The 18,506-nt window shown below is 69.9% G+C and carries 16 protein-coding genes; 8 read left to right on the top strand and 8 right to left on the bottom strand.

Translation table 11 applies throughout. The features are described 5' to 3' along the window. Positions 1–19 precede the first annotated feature (19 nt). Positions 20–400, bottom strand: coding sequence for a MarR family winged helix-turn-helix transcriptional regulator (locus tag HDA39_RS19250; protein WP_184796913.1), 381 nt, complete (start codon positions 398–400; stop codon positions 20–22). Positions 401–521: 121 nt separating this feature from the next. Between HDA39_RS19250 and HDA39_RS19245 the strand changes: the two genes are divergently transcribed. After that, positions 522–1,592 (top strand): substrate-binding domain-containing protein, encoded by a 1,071-nt coding sequence (locus HDA39_RS19245; RefSeq protein WP_184796911.1) that lies wholly within the window; start codon positions 522–524, stop codon positions 1,590–1,592. 181 nt (positions 1,593–1,773) lie between these two features. Further along, positions 1,774–2,850 (top strand): lipid II:glycine glycyltransferase FemX, encoded by a 1,077-nt coding sequence (locus HDA39_RS19240; RefSeq protein WP_184796909.1) that lies wholly within the window; start codon positions 1,774–1,776, stop codon positions 2,848–2,850. Here the strand turns inward: HDA39_RS19240 and HDA39_RS19235 are convergent. Together HDA39_RS19235 and HDA39_RS19230 are read right to left on the bottom strand one after the other, a co-directional pair. Next, the gene (locus HDA39_RS19235; RefSeq protein WP_184796906.1) at positions 2,835–3,275 is read right to left on the bottom strand and encodes an NUDIX domain-containing protein; all 441 of its coding nucleotides are present in this window, start codon (positions 3,273–3,275) and stop codon (positions 2,835–2,837) included. The two genes, HDA39_RS19240 and HDA39_RS19235, sit on opposite strands and share 16 nt — an antisense overlap. Before the next feature lie 4 nt (positions 3,276–3,279). Next, the gene (locus tag HDA39_RS19230) at positions 3,280–4,674 is read right to left on the bottom strand and encodes an FAD-dependent monooxygenase (RefSeq protein WP_184796904.1); all 1,395 of its coding nucleotides are present in this window, start codon (positions 4,672–4,674) and stop codon (positions 3,280–3,282) included. 88 nt (positions 4,675–4,762) lie between these two features. Here HDA39_RS19230 and HDA39_RS19225 point away from each other — a divergent pair, with 88 nt between their 5' ends. Continuing rightward, complete coding sequence (locus HDA39_RS19225; protein ID WP_184796902.1) at positions 4,763–5,359, top strand: TetR family transcriptional regulator; 597 nt, start codon at positions 4,763–4,765, stop codon at positions 5,357–5,359. A 16-nt stretch (positions 5,360–5,375) separates the two neighbouring features. Here the strand turns inward: HDA39_RS19225 and ligD are convergent, their stop codons facing one another. The 3 genes from ligD to HDA39_RS19210 form a co-directional block, all read right to left on the bottom strand. Beyond that, on the bottom strand, positions 5,376–6,386 hold the full coding sequence (gene ligD / locus HDA39_RS19220) for a non-homologous end-joining DNA ligase (RefSeq protein ID WP_184796900.1): 1,011 nt from the start codon (positions 6,384–6,386) through the stop codon (positions 5,376–5,378). A 203-nt stretch (positions 6,387–6,589) separates the two neighbouring features. Continuing rightward, entirely contained in the window at positions 6,590–7,699 is a 1,110-nt protein-coding gene (locus HDA39_RS19215; protein ID WP_337925802.1) for a branched-chain amino acid aminotransferase, read from the bottom strand. Positions 7,700–7,736: 37 nt separating this feature from the next. Then, positions 7,737–8,933: a helix-turn-helix domain-containing protein gene (locus tag HDA39_RS19210; RefSeq protein ID WP_184796896.1), complete on the bottom strand. Its 1,197-nt coding sequence runs from the start codon at positions 8,931–8,933 to the stop codon at positions 7,737–7,739. Between the two features lie 206 nt (positions 8,934–9,139). Here HDA39_RS19210 and HDA39_RS43305 point away from each other — a divergent pair, with 206 nt between their 5' ends. The 4 genes from HDA39_RS43305 (at position 9,140) to HDA39_RS19190 (ending at position 14,588) form a co-directional block, all read left to right on the top strand. Further along, positions 9,140–9,502 (top strand): hypothetical protein, encoded by a 363-nt coding sequence (locus tag HDA39_RS43305; protein WP_184796894.1) that lies wholly within the window; start codon positions 9,140–9,142, stop codon positions 9,500–9,502. A 94-nt stretch (positions 9,503–9,596) separates the two neighbouring features. After that, positions 9,597–11,366, top strand: a complete 1,770-nt coding sequence (locus HDA39_RS19200; RefSeq protein WP_184796892.1) for a chitinase — start codon at positions 9,597–9,599, stop codon at positions 11,364–11,366. A 77-nt stretch (positions 11,367–11,443) separates the two neighbouring features. Next, positions 11,444–13,105: an NAD(P)/FAD-dependent oxidoreductase gene (locus HDA39_RS19195; RefSeq protein ID WP_184796890.1), complete on the top strand. Its 1,662-nt coding sequence runs from the start codon at positions 11,444–11,446 to the stop codon at positions 13,103–13,105. A gap of 16 nt (positions 13,106–13,121) precedes the next feature. Next, entirely contained in the window at positions 13,122–14,588 is a 1,467-nt protein-coding gene (locus tag HDA39_RS19190; RefSeq protein WP_184796888.1) for an ATP-binding protein, read from the top strand. Between the two features lie 390 nt (positions 14,589–14,978). On the opposite strand, the gene HDA39_RS19185 is transcribed toward HDA39_RS19190, so the two are convergent. Next, positions 14,979–15,959 carry a sugar kinase gene (locus HDA39_RS19185; protein WP_184796886.1) on the bottom strand — a complete coding sequence of 327 codons (981 nt, stop codon included), beginning with the start codon at positions 15,957–15,959 and terminating at the stop codon, positions 14,979–14,981. Next, positions 15,952–16,575: a bifunctional 4-hydroxy-2-oxoglutarate aldolase/2-dehydro-3-deoxy-phosphogluconate aldolase gene (locus tag HDA39_RS19180; RefSeq protein ID WP_184796884.1), complete on the bottom strand. Its 624-nt coding sequence runs from the start codon at positions 16,573–16,575 to the stop codon at positions 15,952–15,954. The genes HDA39_RS19185 and HDA39_RS19180 overlap by 8 nt, the downstream gene beginning before the upstream one ends. 133 nt (positions 16,576–16,708) lie before the next feature. Between HDA39_RS19180 and HDA39_RS19175 the strand changes: the two genes are divergently transcribed. After that, entirely contained in the window at positions 16,709–18,505 is a 1,797-nt protein-coding gene (locus HDA39_RS19175) for a sialidase family protein (protein ID WP_184796882.1), read from the top strand. Position 18,506: the final 1 nt, after the last annotated feature.

The raw sequence follows: 18,506 nt of genomic DNA, 5'->3' as shown, positions 1-18,506 counted from the left end.
CCGGCAGATGACGCAACCGCTACGTTCTTGTATTTCCATCTGGAAGCAAACCGGCGACGTCCAGTTCACGCTCGACCCGGCGCTCCGCGCCGCGCACCCGGGCCGCGACGGTCGCACCGACCGGCGACAACGCGGTCACGATGCGCCGCTTGTCCTCAGGGTGGACCCGGCGCAGCACCAGCCCGCGCTCGACCAGCTTGTCGACCTGCCGGGTGAGACTCGCGGGCGGCAGGACGGCGGTCTCGGCGAGCGTCGTCATCGGCAGGCCCGGCTCCGCGTGCAGTGCCGACATCACCCGCCACTGCTCGATCGTCAGCTCGAACTCGTCCAGCTCCGGCAGCAGTCCGAGCTCGATCCGGCGCTCGGCCTGCTTGAGCAGGAGGAGCAGGCTGGTCGACATGTTCCTCCCCGGGTCGTTGTCGCCGGTACGGCGGCGACACCGCGGCGAGCGGCGTCTCACCCTGCGGTGAATATAGCCCAGCGCTCGGAGAACCGGGGCCCGTTGGCCCACACTGGTCGGCATGCCAGGCTCCGCGGAGGTGATCTCGATCGCCTTCGTCGTGCCGCGCCAAGGGCCGACCGGGATCTACGGCCCGTCCTGCCTGGCCTGCGGGCAGCTCGCGGTCGAGCAGCTCAACGCGCGCAACGGGATCGCCGGCCGCCGGGTCGAGCTGCTTCACGTGGACGCCGGGCGCGCGCCCGCGGTGGTCGCCGAGGAGGTCGGCCGGCTGGTCGACACCGGCCGGGTCGACGCCGTCGCCGGCTGGCACATCTCCGCCGTACGCGTCGCTCTCACGCAGCGGATCGGCGGCCGGGTCGTCTACGCGTTCGCGGCGATGCACGAGGGTCGCGATAACACGCCGGGTCTCTTCATGCTCGGGGAACGCCCGGTCAACCAGTTGTTGCCCGCGGCCCATTGGTTGCGCGACCAGTACGGCGTCCGGCGATGGGTGGCGGTCGGCAACGACTACGTGTACCCACGGGTGACCGGCGGAGTGGCGACTTCGGCCTTACAGGGCTCAGGATCCGAGATCATTGGTACGTCGTACGTCCCACTCGGCACGACGGACTTCAGTACCGTCCTGCGCGCGCTCGGCCGCAGTGCGGCGGACGGCGTGATCATGCTGCTGATGGGCCAGGACGCCGTGCACTTCAGCCGCCAGTTCGCACGGGCCGGGCTGAGTGAGCGACTCGTCCGGCTGAGCCCGGCGGTCGAGGAGAACACCTTGCTGGGTGCCGGCGCCGCCGCGAACCACGGCCTGTACGCCGCCGCGGCGTACTTCGACGGCCTGGCGACGGTCGAGAGCAGCGAGTTCGCGCGCGACTACTACGCGCGCTTCGGAGCCTGGGCTCCGGCTCTGAACGCGGTGGGCGAGTCCTGTTACGAGGCGATCCATTTCCTGGCCCGGCTGGGCGAGGTGGCCGGCTCGGTCGCCATCACGGACGTCGCGGCGATGGGCAGCGGGCAGTTCTACAGCAGTCCGCGCGGGCTTCTCCGGCTCGACGGCAACCTGCTCGACCAGGACGTCTACCTGGCCGCGGCCGATGGTGTGCAGTTCCGGATCGAGGATCGGATCACCCGTCTCAGTTGAGCTGTGACACTCCGGTTGGTTCGTGGCGTCGAAGAGTTGACGGCGGGCAGAACTTTTCCGAGGGGTGCCAACGTCTTTGTGGGTAAGGGATCCGATCACGCCGACCCGGAGGTGCCTTGTGCTGGCGACGACTCTGAGTCCGACTCGACAAACCCGGCTGACAGTGGGAGCTGTCGACGCGATGACGTACCTGGCCGCCGGCGACCTGTACGGCGGCCGGAGCTTTCTGCAGAACCCGTCGTGGGCGCAGGTCAAGCCCGACTGGCGGCCCGAGCTGCTCGCCTGGCGCGACGCGGACCACGAGATCGTCGGTACGGCGCTCGTGCTGCACCGCTCGGTGCCCGGTCTCAAGCGGTCCTTCGCCTACCTGCCCGAAGGACCGGACATCGACTGGACCGACGCGTCGCTGGAGCGGTGGCTCACGCCGCTGATCGAGCACCTCGTCGAGGCGGGCGCGTTCGCCGTACGGGTCGGTCCGCCGCCTGAGCTGCGGCGGTGGAAGGCGGCGACGTTGAAGGCGGCGGCCGGTCCGTCGCTGCGGATCGGTGACGTGCTGCCTGATCTGGTCGAGCCGGTGGGGTCGTCGGTGAGCGATCGGCTGCGGACGCTCGGGTGGAGCCGGTGCGAGGACGGCGGGGATGCTCAGCCGCGGTACGTCTTCCAGGTCCCGCTGCCCTCGCTGGACGGCGTGCTCACCGCGATGAACAGCGAGTGGCAGCGAAACCTCAAGAAATCGGTGCGTTCCGGGATCGAGACCCGGATCGGTGACGAGAGTGATCTGCCGACGTTCTACGGGTTGCTGCAGACCACCGAGCAGCGCAACGGCTTCCGCCTCGGGCGGACGCTGGGGTACTACGAGCGCCAGTACCGCGTGCTGAACGCCGAGGCGGACGGGCGGATGCGGTTGTACCTGGCGTCGTACGAGGGAGAAGTGCTGGCCGCGCACACGATGAACGTGGTCGGGCGCCGGGTCTGGTACCAGACGGGCGCGTCGGCGAGCCATCGGCGCGACGTCCGGCCGAGCCACGCGTTGCAGTGGCGGATGATGCAGGACGCGTTCAGGCACGGTGCCGCGTACTACGACATGCGGGGGATCTCGGACTGTCTCGATCCGGAGCGGCGCGAGTTCGGCCTGCTGCGGTGGAAGCTCGGGACCGGCGGCGACGTGGTCGAGACGCTGGGGGAGTGGGAACTGACTCTCCCCGGCGTCGTCAACCAGACGCTGCACCACGCGATGCGGCGTTACCGCGCGCGGTGACTCCGCCAGGCTGCGATCGCGACGTCGACGATATCGGCGCGCGGTCCCTCCAGGTCGAGCGACTTCCACTCGGCGAAGTCCGTGGTGCCGCCGATCTCGAGCGTGCCGAGGGTTCCGCCGGTGATCGTCCCGCGATAGACGATCCGGACCGACTTGTACGGCAGCGGCCGGTCCGGTTCGCCCGGTGCGGTGAACGAGTGCACCGTCAGTGGGTCGCCGAGGACGACCTGGTAACCCGTTTCCTCCAGGACCTCGCGGACAACGCCGTCCTCGACGGTCTCGTCGTACTCGACGCCGCCGCCGGGGAGCGACCAGCACGGCTCGTTCCGGTCGTTGCCGTTGAACCAGGTGAGCAGGATCCGCTCGTTCTCGTCGACGATCAGCGCGTACGCCGCGAGCCGCGTGTGGTACTCCGTGAAATGCACCCGGTCATCGTAGGGCGCGCTCGGTCCGGCCGACATAGCCGTCGGGCCGGATCAGCAGCTCGTCGCCGTCGTGGGCGTCGTAGTAGGTGAAGGCTTCGGGAGAGACGTAGGACTTGCCGGTCGGGGTGTGGGTGATGTCGATGGTGTGGGGGTGGTAGGACGGGCCGGTCGGGCTGAAGCGGAGCAGGGTCTCGTGCGGGCCTCGGTAAAGTTCGAAGAGTCTGGTTTTGTTGCCCTGGGCATCCAGGAGCGGTGAGTCCGGTGCGCGGTCGCCGGTGGTCAGGGCGGCGGGGTCGGCCAGGTCGCGGTAGGTGATGTCCAGCTGCTGGGTGTCGCGGCCGCGTTCGTGGGCGCGGTCGTCGCCGTCCTGGTACTTCTTCATCAGGCCGGTGCTGATCCCGAGCACCCGCTCGGCGTTCGTCCAGCGTTCGGTCTCGTACGTCGCTAGTAGCTCTTCGTTGCCGCTGGCAAGTTTCCAGCCGAGGTTGTACGCGTCCTGGACGCCGGTGTTCAGGCCCTGGCCGCCGGTCGGCGGGTGCACGTGGGCCGCGTCGCCGGCCAGGAACACGCGACCGTCGCGGAACCGCTCGGCGAGCCGGATGTTCGGCCGCCAGATCGTCGACCAGGTCAGGTCGCGAAGCTTCGCGACGCCGGGGCCGGCGAAGCGGTCGACCAGCTCCTGCAGGGTCTCCAGGCTCGGGTCGACGTGGTCGTCGTCGAGCGGCGTACCGAACTGGAACTGGTCGCCGCCGGACAGCGGGGTCAGGATGACCCCGAACATCGGGTTGGTGCCGTGCGCGAACCAGTACCCGAAGTCGTGGTCGAGGCCGTCGGCCGCGACGTCGCCGAGCAGCATCCGGATCGACTCGTCGGTGGTGCCGACGAAGGGAATGCCGAGCGTCTTGCGGACCGTGCTGCGGCCGCCGTCCGCGCCGACCAGATAGTCGGCGGTCACGGTCTCGCCGGTGGACAGCCGCGCGGTCACGGCGTCGGGGGTCTGGGTGAAGGTCTCGAGGCCGGTGCCGAGCTCCACCTGGACGCCGTACTCCGAGAGCTTGGCACGCAGGATGGTCTCGATCCGGGACTGGCCGAGCATCCGCGCGTTCGGGTACGGCGCGTCCGGGGTCGGGTCGACGGTCGGGGCCATCCGGCGTTCCTGGACGAATCGGCCGTCGATGATCACCTTCATCGCCGGGGCCGGGATGCCCTGGGTCAGCACCTCGTCGAGCACGCCGAGGTCCTCGAACACCTCCAGCGTCCGCGGCTGCAGCCCGTCGCCGCGCGATCCCTCGAAGTACGCCGCGGCCTGGTCGACCAGCCGCACGGCGATCCCGCGGCGGGCCAGGTCGATGGCCAGCGTGAGTCCGGTCGGTCCGGCGCCGGCGATCAGTACCTTCATAGGCTTCTCCCTTTCACTGAATCATGATTCACTGAATCTGAATTCAGTGTGCGCGTCGCTAGTCTTCGCTGTCAAGGAGGTGGTCGGGGTGCTGACGGGCAGTCGCAAGGAGAAGGCGGCCGGGACCGAGGCCGCGCTGAAGCAGGCCGCGCGCGAGGTGTTCGCCGAGCGCGGGTACCTGAACACCAAGATCACCGACATCACCGCCGCGGCCGGGCGGGCGACCGGGTCGTTCTACAACCACTTCGCCGGCAAGGAGGAGCTGCTCGAGGCACTGCTCACCGACCTGCTCGCCGAGGCGGACACCGTCGTGCTCGAGGATGCGGAACACTCGGCCGACTTCAGCGATCGCGCGGCGATCCGGTGGCACGTGGCGATGTTCTGGCGGTTCTACCAGCGGCATCTGCCGGAGATGGTCGCGCTGAAGCAGGCGTCGATGGTCGACCCGGTGCTCGGCCGGCGGCTGCAGCAGCTCATGGCCGACGACGACGCGCATCTGGTCGAGCACTTCGCCCACCTGCCGACGGACGACCCGACCCTCCACATTTCGGCGATGAACGCGCTGATGGAGGGCTTCGCCTACCAGTGGCTGGTCGTCAATGCCGCCGCCGGGCGCACGATCGCGGACGACGAGGCGATCGAGCTACTGACCGACTTGCTGCACCACGGCTTCGCCGGGAGCTGAGCGCTGGAGGCCGCGGCTACTCCTCCGGCGGTGGCGGTTCCTCCGCGCCCTCCTGCTCGTCGCGGTCGGCCCACTCCAGCAGCGTGTCCAGCGTGTACGGGTTGTCGTCGATCGTCTCGTGCAGATCACCGAGCTCGGCGAACCGCGCGGGGACCGTGGCGATGGTGAACTCGCGCGGTTCGACGTCGTCGATCTCGTCCCAGCGGATCGGCGTCGAGACCGTGGCCTCGGGGTTGCCGCGGACCGAGTACGCCGCGGCGATCGTGTGGTCTCTCGCGTTCTGGTTGAAGTCGACGAAGAGCTTGGCCGGGTCGCGGTCCTTGCGCCACCACGTGGTGGTGACGTCGTCCGGTGCCCGCCGCTCCACCTCACGGGCGAACGCGAGCGCGGCCCGCCGTACGTCGGTGAAGCCGTGCTCGGGCTTGATCCGGACGTACACGTGCAGGCCCGAACCGCCGGAGGTCTTCGGGTAGCCGACCGCGCCGAGCTCGTCGAGCAGCTCGTGGGTCACGTGCGCGACCCGCCGTACGCGGTCGAACGGGCAGTCCGGCATCGGGTCGAGGTCGATCCGCCACTCGTCGGGCTTCTCGGTGTCGGCGCGGCGACTGTTCCACGGGTGGAACTCGACGGTCGACATCTGCACCGCCCAGGCCACGTGCGCGACCTCGGTGACGCACAGCTCGTCGGCGGTCCGGTTGTAGCGCGGGAACTTCACCCGCACGGTCTCCATCCAGTCCGGCGCGCCGTGCGGCAGCCGCTTCTGGTGCACCTTCTCGCCCGCGACGCCCTCCGGGAACCGGTGCATCATGCACGGCCGTTCCCGCAGCGCGCGGACGATCCCGTCCCCGACCGACAGGTAGTACTTCACCAGGTCGAGCTTGGTCTCGCCGCGCGCCGGGAAGTACACCCGGTCCGGGTTGGAGATCCGGACGATCCGCTCCCCGACCTCGAGCTCGATCGCCGGACTCTTGCTCTTGGCAGCCTTCTTCTTCGCTGCACCCGTGGACCCCGCCGAGGACTCCGCCATACGGCCAACCTAACCGGGGAGGGGGACATCCAGCACTCACCAACCCGGAACACGCCGCCATTCCCACGCTCGCCCACGCCTAAGCCCTGCCCCGCGCCGCCGGTTACTGAGTGCTGCAGGTCCGCCCGGCCGGCCATCGGTCGATGGCACGAAGCATGCACGGGCCGCGTCCCAACCCTTGAGCCCGGGGCGGACGAGTCGGCTCAGACCAACCGGGTCAGCCAGCCGCGGTCGTCGGGGATCCGGCCGTACTGGAGGTTGAGCAGGGTTTTGCGCAGGGTGGCGGTGATCGGGCCGACGCCGTGGTTGGCCGTGTGGTCGCCGATCAGCAGCTCGTCGTCGGGCCAGGCGAGGCGGCCGATGGGGGTGATGACGGCCGCCGTACCGGAGGCGAAGACCTCGGTGATCTCGCCGGAGCGGACGCCGTCGCGCCAGTCGTCGGCGGAGACGCGGCGCTCGACGACGGTGTGGCCGAGGTCGCGGGCCAGGTCGATCACCGACGTCCGGGTGACGCCCTCGAGGATCGAGCCGGACAGCTCGGGCGTGACGATCGTACCGTCGGAGTGCACGAAGAACAGGTTCATGCTGCCGATCTCCTCCAGCCAGCGGCGCTCGACCGCGTCGACGAAGGCGACCTGGTCGCAGCCGTTGGCGACCGCTTCGGCCAGCGCGGCCAGGCTGGCGGCGTAGTTCCCGCCGCACTTGGCCGCGCCCGTGCCGCCCGGAGTCGCGCGGATCGACGAGGTGGTCAGCCAGATCGACACCGGCTTCGGGCCGGTCTCGAAGTACGCGCCGGCGGGTGAGGCGATCACGCCGAACAGCACCTCGTTGGCCGGGCGCACGCTCAGCGCGGCCTCGGTGGCGATCATGTACGGCCGCAGGTACAGGCTGCTCTCACCGGAGCCCGTCGCCGGCACCCAGGCCTCGTCGACGGTCAGCAGCGCGCGCAGTGCGGCGATGAAGTCCTGCTCCTCCACCTGCGGCAGCGCGAGCCGCTGCGCGCTCCGGCGGAAGCGGGCCGCGTTGAGCTCCGGACGGAACGACCAGACCGAGCCGTCCTCGTGCCGGTACGCCTTCAGTCCTTCGAAGATCTCCTGCGCATAGTGCAGTACGGCGGCCGCCGGGCTCACCTTGAGCGGCGCGTACGCCGTGACCTTCGGGTCGAACCAGCCGCGGTCCGCCGACCAGTTCGCGACCACCATGTGGTCGGTGAAGGCCTGACCGAAGCCGGGCTCGTCCAGCACCGCCGTCCGGGCCGCCGTACTGGCCGGGTCGCTCCGCAGCTCGAGCTGGAAGTCCCACGCGTTTGTCACTGCCACTCCACCGTCTGCTGTCGTCACTCTCGGCACGCTACCCCTGCCCGTCCCCAGCGCTCGACCCGCTGCCCACACTCCGACCCGCGAACGGCCGGCGCCGCAGGAGCTCCCGGTAGTCCCGCACGGCCGGCCTGGTCAGCTCCTTGCCCTGTACGGCGGCCAGCACCCGGCCGCCCGCGTCGTACAACCCCGGGCTGTGCCACTGATCCTCGAGCTCGACCAGAGTCGCCATTGCCATCGCCAACCCGGTCGACACGTCGCCGTCCAGCACCAGGCACTCCGCCAGCAACAGCCGAAGCTCGGCCCCCTCCCGCGGTCGCTCGGCCGGGCACAGCCCGAGCGCCCGATCCAACGCCACGTACGCCGGGCCCGTGTCACCCAGCACGGTGTGCACGAAGCTCTCGACGCTTGGTGGCTCGTAGGCAGCCCAGCCGAACACGGAGCCTGAGCTGTCGATCCCGTCCGGCAGCAAGCGCACCGCCTGCCGAGCCTCCTCAGGTCGGCCGAGCACAGCAAGCAGGCGAGCCTGCGCAGCAAGAGCACGAGCCTGGTCCCGGGGGTGCTCGGCCAGGGTGAGCGCCTCGACTCCCAACTCCAACAGCTCGGCGCCGTCGGCGTCGGTCGTGCCGATCACCTGCCAGCTCCTTGCCTGGCTGGCGATCCGGCCCGAGCCGGACCTGTCGGCGGTCGCGCGGCCGGTCCGCCACCAGCGCTCGGCGGCGCGGGATCTGCCCGAGGAGGAGAGCGCCAGAGCGATCAGTACGGCGAACTCCGCGGCGGGAACCGCCAGCTCGGCGGCGTCGGAGCCGGCCGTCCGGTGCAGGATCTCGAGGTCGGCGGTCAGCTCCGGCAGCAGGTCCGCGGCCGGCGTGAGGCTGAAGGAACTCGCGTAGGCGGCGGTCACCGTCGACCACTCGGCTCCCACCGAGGACTGTGCGAACGCTTCGATCACCCCGTGCCGCACAGCTTCCAGTGGCCCACCGTGGACTGCTGGGAGGGGTCGCGCCTGACGGTCCCGCTGGAAGGCTTGGGTCAGAGTGCCGGCACCGGCCAGCTCTCGGTCGCACAGGTGGGCCAGGTGGGCGGAGCCCGGGCGGCGGCCGCGTTCGACCTGGGACAGGTAGCTGTGGTCGTAGCCGACGCGGGTTGCGAGCTGGCGCAGGCTCAGGGCGGCTGCCTGGCGGCACCTCCTCAGCTGTACGCCGAACGGTTCCAGTGCTGTCTCGGCCACAGGTCCTCCCCCCACTGCTCACGCCCGGTGGTTGCGGTGCGTGTCCGGAACGCTACAAGGGCCTACCGACAGAAAGTGAGCACAGCGAGCACACCCGACGAGCTGGGGGCTGTGGGCTGTTTGGAGAGCCCACAGATCACACCTGGTAGGGCAAGTGGCCGGTGGTGATGCTTGGTGGTGTGGACCGGCAGGGGATGACACGGGGGATGACACAGCAGGGGCCGCCGCGGGCCTTCTGGCTGGTGCGGTCCGACGGTGGTGGCGCGGTGGCGGAAGGGGTGCTGTGGGGGGATGGGGTGGTGGCCGTGCGGTGGTGCGGGCAGGGGACGGCTGTCTCGGTGTGGTCGGGCGGACTGGACGCGTTGCTCGCCGGGCACGGCCGGGACGGCAGCACCGAGGTGCGGTGGACCCCGCTGCACGACGAGCACACCCACGAGCACCACGACCAGCCGCGCGACCAGGCCGACGAGCCCGTCCGCCGGCCGCCGCCGTACCTGCCGGCACCGGGAGTCGACGGGCGGTGCGTGCGCTGCGGCGGATCCTGGCCGTGCCTGGACTGCGGCCTCTGAACCGCCGGTGCCGCGTCGGCATCCGGACAGCGTCGGTAAGCCGACAGCCGTGGCGCATTGACGGTCTACTTCTGAAAGCTCTCTACTTTAGTCCATGCGCACCCGCCTGCTCGCAGCCCTCCTGCTCGTCGTCGCCGGACTCGTCGCTGTCGTGTCGCCCGCACAGGCGGCCAACCTCCTGACCAACCCGGGCTTCGAGAGCGGCTCGCTGAGTGGCTGGAGCTGCTCCGGCGGCTCGGTCGTTTCCAGCCCGGTCCGGACCGGCAGCCATGCCCTCCAAGGCGGAGTGACCAGCTCCGACTTCGGCCAGTGCAGTCAGACGGTCGCCGTACAACCCAGTACGGCGTACACGCTGTCGGCCTGGGTGCGCGGCTCCTACGTCTACCTGGGCGTGACCGGCGGCGCCTCCACCTGGACGCCGTCGGCCACCAGCTACACCCAGCTGACGGTCTCGTTCACCACGTCGGCCTCGCAGACGTCGGCACAGATCTATCTGCACGGCTGGTACGGGCAACCGGCGTACCAGGCGGATGACGTGAGCCTGGACGGTCCTGGCGGCAACCCGCCGACCCAGGGCGCCCCCAGCGTTCCCGGTACGCCGTCTGTCACCAGCACGACCAACAGCTCGGTCGGCCTGACCTGGGGAGCCTCGACCGGCACGGTGACGGGCTACCGCGTCTACGAAGGCTCCAGCGTGGTCAAGACGGTCACCGGCACCAGTACGACGGTCGACGGGCTCGCCGCCTGCACGAGCCACAGCTATTCGGTCGCGGCGTACAACGCACAAGGTGAATCGGCCAAGAGCAGCCTGGCCAGCGCGACCACCACCGGCTGCGCCAGCACCGGACTGCCCAAGCACGCGCTGATCGGCTACCTGCACGCCAGCTTCGCCAACGGCTCCGGCTACGTCCGCATGGCCGACATCCCGGCGCAGTGGAACATCATCAACCTGTCCTTCGGTGAGCCGACCACAGTGACCTCGGGCGACATCCGGTTCAACCGCTGCCCGGTCGCGGAGTGCCCGAACGTCGAGAGCGACGCCGAGTTCCTGGCCGCGATCAAGGCCAAGCAGGCCGCCGGCAAGAAGGTGCTGCTCTCGATCGGCGGCCAGAACGGCCAGGTCCAGCTGACGACCGCGGCCGCCCGCGACGCCTTCGTGAGCTCGGTCGCCTCGATCATCGACCGCTGGGGCCTGGATGGTCTGGACGTCGACTTCGAGGGGCACTCGCTCTACCTGAACCCCGGCGACACGAACTTCCGCAGCCCGACCACCCCGGTCGTGGTGAACCTGATCTCGGCGCTGAAGACCCTCAAGGCCCGGTACGGCGCGAACTTCGTGCTGACGATGGCGCCGGAGACCTTCTTCGTCCAGGTCGGCTACCAGTTCTACGGCGGCAACGGCACCGGCGACAACCGGACCGGCTCGTACCTGCCGGTGATCCACGCGCTGCGCGACGCGCTCACCGTCCTGCACGTCCAGGACTACAACTCCGGACCCGTGATGGGTCTGGACAACCAGTACCACACCATGGGCGGCGCGGATTTCCACATCGCGATGACCGACATGATCAAGGCCGGTTTCCCGGTCTCGACCACCGGCCAGACCTTCCCGGGTCTGCGCGAGGACCAGATCGCCTTCGGCCTGCCGGCCGCCGTCAGCGCCGGGAACGGCCACACCGCCCCCGCGGCCGTTCACCAGGCGCTGGACTGCCTGGTCAAGGGCCAGAACTGCGGCGGCTACAGCCTGCGCGGCGGCGCCAGCCCGTCGTTCCGGGGGCTGATGACGTGGTCGATCAACTGGGACAAGTTCTACAACTGGGAGTTCCAGAACGCCCACGCGCCGTACCTCGCGGCTCTGCCGTAACCCGGTGGATCCCCGCGCCCGGTCAGCCTGTGGAGGAATCGCTCCCGGAGTTGGCCGGGCGCTGGTATGAAAGAGACATGACAGCGTCGACTTCCCGCCCGGTGATCATCACCGTGGACGACGACCCCGGGGTGTCCCGGTCGATTGCCCGTGACCTTCGCCGCCGGTACGGCGAGGAGCACCGGATCGTCCGGGCCGAGACCGGTATGCAAGCCCTGGAGGCGCTCCGCGAGCTGAAGCTCCGCGGCGAGCCGGTCGCGCTGCTGCTGGCCGACTACCGGATGCCCCAGATGACCGGGATCGAGTTCCTCGAGCAGGCGATGGACCTGTTCCCGCTCGCCCGCCGCGTGCTGCTGACGGCGTACGCCGACACCGACGCCGCGATCCAGGCGATCAACGTCGTCGACCTCGACCACTACCTGCTCAAGCCGTGGAACCCGCCGGAGGAGAAGCTCTACCCGGTGGTCGACTCGATGCTGGAGTTGTGGAAGTCGACCCCGGAGCCGTCCACCGACGAGACCCGCGTGATCGGCCACCGCTGGTCGGCGCCGTCCTTCGCGGCCCGTGACTTCCTGGCCCGCAACGCCGTGCCCTACCGCTGGTACGGCGTGGACGACGACGAGAGCAAGCGCCTGCTCGAGGCCGCCGGTGTCGACGGCGCGACCCTTCCGGTCGTGATCACCACGGACGGCACGGTCATGGTCGCGCCGACCGAGGCCGAGCTGGCCGCGAAAGTCGGCCTGTCGACCGCGCCCGCCGAGGCGTTCTACGACCTGGTCGTGGTCGGCGGTGGACCCGCCGGACTCGGCGCAGCCGTGTACGGCGCCAGCGAGGGGCTGCGGACGGTCCTGGTCGAGCAGCTGGCGACCGGTGGCCAGGCCGGCCAGTCCAGCCGGATCGAGAACTACCTGGGCTTCCCGGACGGGGTGTCCGGCGCACAGCTGACCGACCGGGCCCGGCGGCAAGCGGTCCGCTTCGGCGCCGAGTTGCTGACCGCCCGTCAGGTGGTCGGGCTGGACACGCTCGGCTCCGCCCGGCGACTGACGTTCTCCGACGGCAGCGAGATCTCCGCGCACTCGGTGATCCTGGCGACCGGCGTCTCGTACCGGACGCTCCAGGCGCCCGGCGTCGAGGACCTTTGTGGTCGCGGCATCTACTACGGCTCCGCGACCACCGAGGGCCCGAGCTGCGTCGGCCAGGAGGTCTACATCATCGGCGGGGCGAACTCTGCCGGTCAGGCCGCGGTCTACTTCAGCAACCATGCCCGGCGCGTGCATATGCTGGTGAGAGGGCCGTCGCTCGAGGCGACCATGTCGTCGTACCTGATCAACCAGATCGAGGCCATCGACAACATCGAGGTGCACACCTGCACCCAGGTGGTCTCCTGCAAGGGGTCGGACCACCTCGAGGTGCTCACCTTGGAGAACAGCTCGACCGGAGAGACGCGGGAGGTGAACTCGGAGTGGTTGTTCGTGTTCATCGGCGCCGCACCCCGGACCGACTGGCTGCCGGGCAACCTGCAGCGCGACGACCGGGGGTTCGTGCTGACCGGTCCCGACCTGCACAGCAAGCCGGCGGGCTGGGCGCTGGAGCGCGAGCCGTACCACCTGGAGACGTCCATGCCGGGGGTCTTCGCGGCGGGCGACGTCCGGGCCGAGTCGGTCAAGCGGGTCGCCTCGGCGGTCGGCGACGGAGCCATGGCCGTGACGCTGGTGCACCGCTACCTGGAGATGCTGTGACGAAGGAGAGGGACCGATGAGCGCCGAGGCCGTGCCCGAGTCGCAGCGGATCAGCATCGACGAGCTGCGCACGCTGTTCCTGTTCGAGAGCCTGACCGACGAGCAGCTCGGCTGGCTGGCGCGCGAGGGCACCGTCGAGGCGTACGACGACGGCGTCGTCTTCACCGAGGGCGACGAGGCGGTCTGCTGCTACATCCTGCTGACCGGCGGCCTGCGGATGTGCAAGCTGTCGCACGGCGAAGAGGTGGAGATCAACCGCAGCACCCAGCGCGGCGTGTACGCCGGCGCCGTGACCGCCTTCCTCGGCGCCGACGAGCGCAAGTCGTACAACGCGACCATGCGGGTGCTCGAGCCGTCGACGTTCTTCGTGATCACCGCCGAGACGATGGCCACGATGATGAACCAGTGGTTCCCGATGGCGGTGCACCTGATCGACGGGTTCGTCCAGGGCATGCGGCGGACCAACGAGACGATGGGGGAGCGCGAGCGGCTACTCGCCCTCGGCTCGCTGTCGGCGGGACTGACCCACGAGCTGAACAATCCGGCCGCGGCCGCCGTACGGGCCTCGGCGACGCTGCGCCAGCGGGTGGCCGGGATGCGGTCGAAGCTGGGGATGCTGGCCGACGGCACGCTGGACGCGACCAAGCTGCACGAGATCGTCGAGCTGCAGGAGGCCGCGGTCGAGCGGCTGGCCAAGACCGTCGGCAAGGAGGTCTCGCCGCTGGAGCTGTCCGACCTCGAGGACACCCTGGCGGACTGGCTCGACGACCACGACGTCCGGGCCAGCTGGGACGTCGCGCCGGTGCTGGCCGCGGCCGGCCTGGACGTGCCCTGGATGGAGAACGTGCTGACCGCGGTCGGCCCGGCGTACCTGGAAGGCGCGGTGCGCTGGCTGATGTACACGGTCGACACCGAGTCGCTGATGAACGAGATCGACGACTCCGTCACCCGGATCTCGACCCTGGTCGGCGCCGCGAAGCAGTACTCGCAGATCGACCGGGCGCCGTTCCAGGTGGTCGATCTGCGCGAGCTGCTGAAGTCGACGCTGGTGATGATGTCGGGCAAGCTGCAGGGCATCCAGATCGTGAAGGACTTCGACCCGGAGCTGCCCGCGATCCCGGCGTACGCCGCGGAGCTGAACCAGGTCTGGACCAACATCATCGACAACGCGGTCGGTGCGATGAACGGCTCCGGCACGCTGACCCTGCGCACGCACAAGGACGGCCACTACGCGGTCGTCGAGATCGGCGACACCGGTCCGGGCATCCCGGCCGAGATCAGGCGCCGCATCTTCGAGCCGTTCTTCACCACCAAGCCGATCGGCGAGGGCACCGGGCTCGGCCTCGACATCTCCTGGCGCATCGTGGTCAAGAAGCACCACGGTGACCTCCGCGTCGAGTCCGAGCCGGGCAACACGGTCTTCAAGATCGTGCTGCCGCTCGACCCCCAGCAGGAGATCGAGGCCCAGGCCGACCTGATCTGATCAGCTGGTTGCTGCTGGCAACCAATCGAGGATCGCCTCGAGGGTCGCGGGATCGACGTGGCCCTCGAGTGCGTAGTCGGCCGGGGTCGAAGGGGCGGTCCCGTGGTGGTTGTCGGCGGGCAGGAGGCGTACCTAACGCCTTCGGCGACGTCCTGGGCCGGAGCGGACCGAGGCGTACAACTGCGCCGTCCCGCCCAGGACCCAACCCCGTAACGACCCACGTGCCGACCCGGCCCCCAGCGACCGTGGAGGCTTCGATGACTGACGCGTGTTGTGCGACGACTGGTGCGTTGTACGGGGGCAGCCGTGAAACTAGGAAACAGTCGTGCGAATAGGGAGCAGTCGGCGGGTGGCTGGGCCGCAACTCGCCGAGAGGGGGGGTGCGGCGCCCTAGCGGAGGGCGGTGCCGTGGGTGTGGGTGATGAGGGTGAGGTCCTCGCGGGTGGGCAGGGACTCCCAGTCGCCGTACGCGCCGACGCAGAAGGCTCCTGAGGTGGTGGCTCGGGTGAGACGTTGTTCGGGGGAGAGGTCGTCGAGGGTGGCGGAGAGGTAGCCGGAGACGAAGGCGTCGCCGGCGCCGATGCTGTCGACGACGGTCACCGGGAGGGCCGGCTGGTGGAGGGTGCCGGTGGGGGAGTGGGACCAAGCGCCCTTGCCGCCGGCGGTGACGACGACCTCGGTGATGCCGCTGTCGAGCAGGGCGGCGACGGGGTCGGTGGCGTCGGTGAGGAGGTCGAGCTCGTCCTCGGAGGCGAAGACGGTCTGCACGAACGGCAGTAGTTGCCTCAGGCAAGCGGCTGCTGCGGTGCGGGACCATAGGCGGCTGCGGTAGTTCACGTCGAGGGACACCTGGGAGGCGGATTCCGCGGCGGCGAGGGTGGCCGCGCGGGCGGTGTCGGAGAGCGCCGGGGTGATGCCGGTGAGGTGGACCAGCTTCGGTGCCGCGCTGGTGATGGCTGCGGTGCACTCGTCGGCGGTGAGCGTGGAGCCGGCCGAGCCGCGGCGGTGGTAGCTGACGCGGGTGATGTCGTGTGCGGGCTGATCGAACGCGATGAACCCGGTGAAGTCGGTGTCGGAGAAACGGACGTACGACGTATCGACGCCCTCGGCGCGCAGGGTGCGGTGGATCAGCCGGCCGGGCTCGTCGCTGCCGACGGCGCCGAGCCAGGCGGCGTGGTGTCCGAGGCGGGAGAGCCCGATCGCGACGTTGCTCTCGGATCCGGCGATCGACAGGTGGGCTTCACCGCCGAGCCGCATCGCTGCCCGGGTCCGGAGGGACACCATGGTCTCGCCGAGTGTCAGGACCTCGAGGCCGGGGGAGCCGGAGCCGGGGGTGCCGGAGCCGGGGGTGCCGGGGGTGGCGTCAGGCATCGGCGACCGCCTTCAGGAAGTCGGTGGCTCGGGTGGCGAGCTGCTGCTGGGAGCCGCCGGTGCCCGCGTCGCCGAGGAGCGGGGAACCCACGCCGACGGCGAGAGCGCCGGCGGCGAGGTACTCGGGTGTGATCGCGGCGTCGACGCCGCCGACGGCGATGAGGGGTGCGCCCGGAAGGGGGCCGCGGAGTTCGCGGAAGTAGCTGGGGCCGTAGACCTTCGCGGGGAAGATCTTCACCGCCAGCGCGCCGAGGTCGAGGGCGGCGATGATCTCGGTGGGAGTGAGGGCGCCGCACAGGAGTGGCAGACCGAGCTCGACGCTGCGGTGGGCGCCGCGGGTGATCCCGGGGGTGACGACGAAGCCCGCGCGGGCGGCGGCGACCTCGTCGGCCTGGGCGGCGGTGACGACCGTGCCGGCGCCGATCAGCACCGACGGGTCGAACTCCGTGCGCGCCTTGGCGATCGCCTCGGCGCCGCCGGGCGTGGTCAGTGAGACCTCCAGGGTGGTGATCCCGGCGCCGACGAGCGTCCGGATGCAGTCCAGGGCGCGGTCGGGTCCGTCCGCGCGGATGATCGCGAGCACCTTGCGGCGCCGCAGTTCGGCCAGCAGATCCATGTCTCCTCCAAAGCTCGAACGCTAGTTGATCCGGTCCAGGGTCTTGCAGTTGTCAGATAACTGGAGAAAAGTTACCCAAGTAGGCACCCGCCCCGTTGTTTACTTTCCGTTCACCCGGAAGGCAGGACATCCCATGCCCAAATCCCTTCGTCTGTTGTGTGTTCTCACACTGCTTCTTCCCGCCCTGGTCACCGGTACGCCGGCATCGGCCGCGATCACCCAGACCGTACTGTTCGACAAAGGCGGCGCCGGCTACGGCTGCTACCGCATCCCCGCCATCGTCCGCACCAAGGCCGGCACCCTGCTGGCCTTCGCCGAAGCCCGCCGGACCTACTGCGCCGACTCCCAGGAGATCGACCTGGTGATGCGCCGGTCCACCGACGACGGCCGCACCTGGTCGGCGCAGAAGATCGTCCTGTCCGGGACGGACGCCGACCCGAACGCGGTCGCGACCCGCGGCAACCCGACCCCGATCGTCGACTACGAGACCGGCCGGATCGTGCTGCTCACCACGATGGACCCCGGTAACGGCACCGACCGCCCGCGGACGCCGTATGTGCAGTTCAGCGAGGACGACGGGCTGACGTTCAGCAAGGCGCGCAGTATCGGCGGGCAGATCGACGACCCGAGCTGGGGCTGGTACGCGACCGGGCCGGTGCACGGGATCCAGCTGACCCGCGGCGCGCACCAGGGCCGGCTCGTGGCCGGGACGAACTACGACGTCGGCGGCAAGCACGCCGGGCAGCTCGTCTACAGCGACGACCACGGCGACACGTGGCACAAGGGCGCGACGGATCTGCGGTCCGACGCGTTGGTGCCGCAGGAGATCAGCGTGGTGGAGAAGGTTGACGGCGGCATCTATGCCGGTGCCCGCAACAACGGTGGCGGCGGAGGCAACAGCCGGGCGTTTGCCGTCAGCAACGACGGTGGGCAGACCTACGCAGCGCCGTACGCGTCGATTCCCGGCCTGACCACGCCGACCGTGCAGGGCTCGCTGCAACGGCTCCGGGCCACCGACCAGGGTTCGAAGTACAACCGGATCCTCTTCGCCTCGCCGGCCGATCCCGAGCGTCGCCGGTACATGACGATCCGCTCGAGCTTCGACGAGGGCAAGACCTGGCAGACCGTTGCCCAGGGCACGCGGATCACCAGCGACTGGTCCGGATACTCCGACATGGCGATCCTCGACACCGGAGAGATCGGACTGCTGTACGAAGGTGGGACGGTCGACGCCCGCGACCAGGTCCGGTTCGCGCGGTTCACCGAGACCGACATCGGCCACCCGGACGGCGCGAGCGGGACGACCACGCCGGACGTGTCCGGGCTCGGCAACAACAGCTACCTGCGCGGCGGGACGACCTCCGTCGCCGGCAAGTTCGGTCAGGCCCGTGATCTCGACGGCACCGACGACGCGATCCAGCTCCCGTACGCCGAGTCGCTGGCGCTCGGCTCGGGTGACTTCACCGCGATGACCTGGCTCAAGTACGGCGCGAGCACGGCGCCGCAGGCGATCTTCTGGGGCTACGGGATCAACGAGTTCTCCCAGTTCTGGCTGCGCGCCGAGCCGGCCGACCAGCGGATCCGCGGGCTGATCACCGTCAACGGCAGTACGGCTTCGGTCGCCTCGACCAAGGCGTACAACGACAACGCCTGGCACCACGTCGCCCTGCAGCGCAAGGCGGGCACCTTGAGCCTGTGGGTCGACGGCACCCAGGTCGCCACCGCTGCGGCGCCCACCGGGTCGATCAGCCCCGGCCGTCCGTTCAAGATGTACGTCGGCCAGCGGCTCGACGGCGCGCACCACCTCGACGGGTCGCTCGACGAGGTCCGTATCTACAAGCGCGCACTCACGGCCGCCGAGATCGGCAGCATCCGGACAAGCAACGTCACCACGGTCCCGAACGCCGTACTCGACCTGCCGCTCGGCTGAC

Source organism: Kribbella italica (genome assembly GCF_014205135.1).
Taxonomy (GTDB): domain Bacteria; phylum Actinomycetota; class Actinomycetes; order Propionibacteriales; family Kribbellaceae; genus Kribbella; species Kribbella italica.
Note: the sequence above shows the minus strand (reverse complement) of the source record. Positions and strands in the feature narration are given on the sequence as shown.

Excerpts from the sequence above, each read along its gene's own strand:
- HDA39_RS19250 (WP_184796913.1), bottom strand. The coding sequence starts at position 400 with ATGTCGACCAGCCTGCTCCTCCTGCTCAAGCAGGCCGAGCGCCGGATC.
- HDA39_RS19245 (WP_184796911.1), top strand. The coding sequence starts at position 522 with ATGCCAGGCTCCGCGGAGGTGATCTCGATCGCCTTCGTCGTGCCGCGC.
- HDA39_RS19240 (WP_184796909.1), top strand. The coding sequence starts at position 1,774 with ATGACGTACCTGGCCGCCGGCGACCTGTACGGCGGCCGGAGCTTTCTG.
- HDA39_RS19230 (WP_184796904.1), bottom strand. The coding sequence starts at position 4,674 with ATGAAGGTACTGATCGCCGGCGCCGGACCGACCGGACTCACGCTGGCC.
- ligD (WP_184796900.1), bottom strand. The coding sequence starts at position 6,386 with ATGGCGGAGTCCTCGGCGGGGTCCACGGGTGCAGCGAAGAAGAAGGCT.
- HDA39_RS43305 (WP_184796894.1), top strand. The coding sequence starts at position 9,140 with ATGACACAGCAGGGGCCGCCGCGGGCCTTCTGGCTGGTGCGGTCCGAC.
- HDA39_RS19200 (WP_184796892.1), top strand. The coding sequence starts at position 9,597 with ATGCGCACCCGCCTGCTCGCAGCCCTCCTGCTCGTCGTCGCCGGACTC.
- HDA39_RS19195 (WP_184796890.1), top strand. The coding sequence starts at position 11,444 with ATGACAGCGTCGACTTCCCGCCCGGTGATCATCACCGTGGACGACGAC.
- HDA39_RS19190 (WP_184796888.1), top strand. The coding sequence starts at position 13,122 with ATGAGCGCCGAGGCCGTGCCCGAGTCGCAGCGGATCAGCATCGACGAG.
- HDA39_RS19185 (WP_184796886.1), bottom strand. The coding sequence starts at position 15,959 with ATGCCTGACGCCACCCCCGGCACCCCCGGCTCCGGCACCCCCGGCTCC.
- HDA39_RS19180 (WP_184796884.1), bottom strand. The coding sequence starts at position 16,575 with ATGGATCTGCTGGCCGAACTGCGGCGCCGCAAGGTGCTCGCGATCATC.
- HDA39_RS19175 (WP_184796882.1), top strand. The coding sequence starts at position 16,709 with ATGCCCAAATCCCTTCGTCTGTTGTGTGTTCTCACACTGCTTCTTCCC.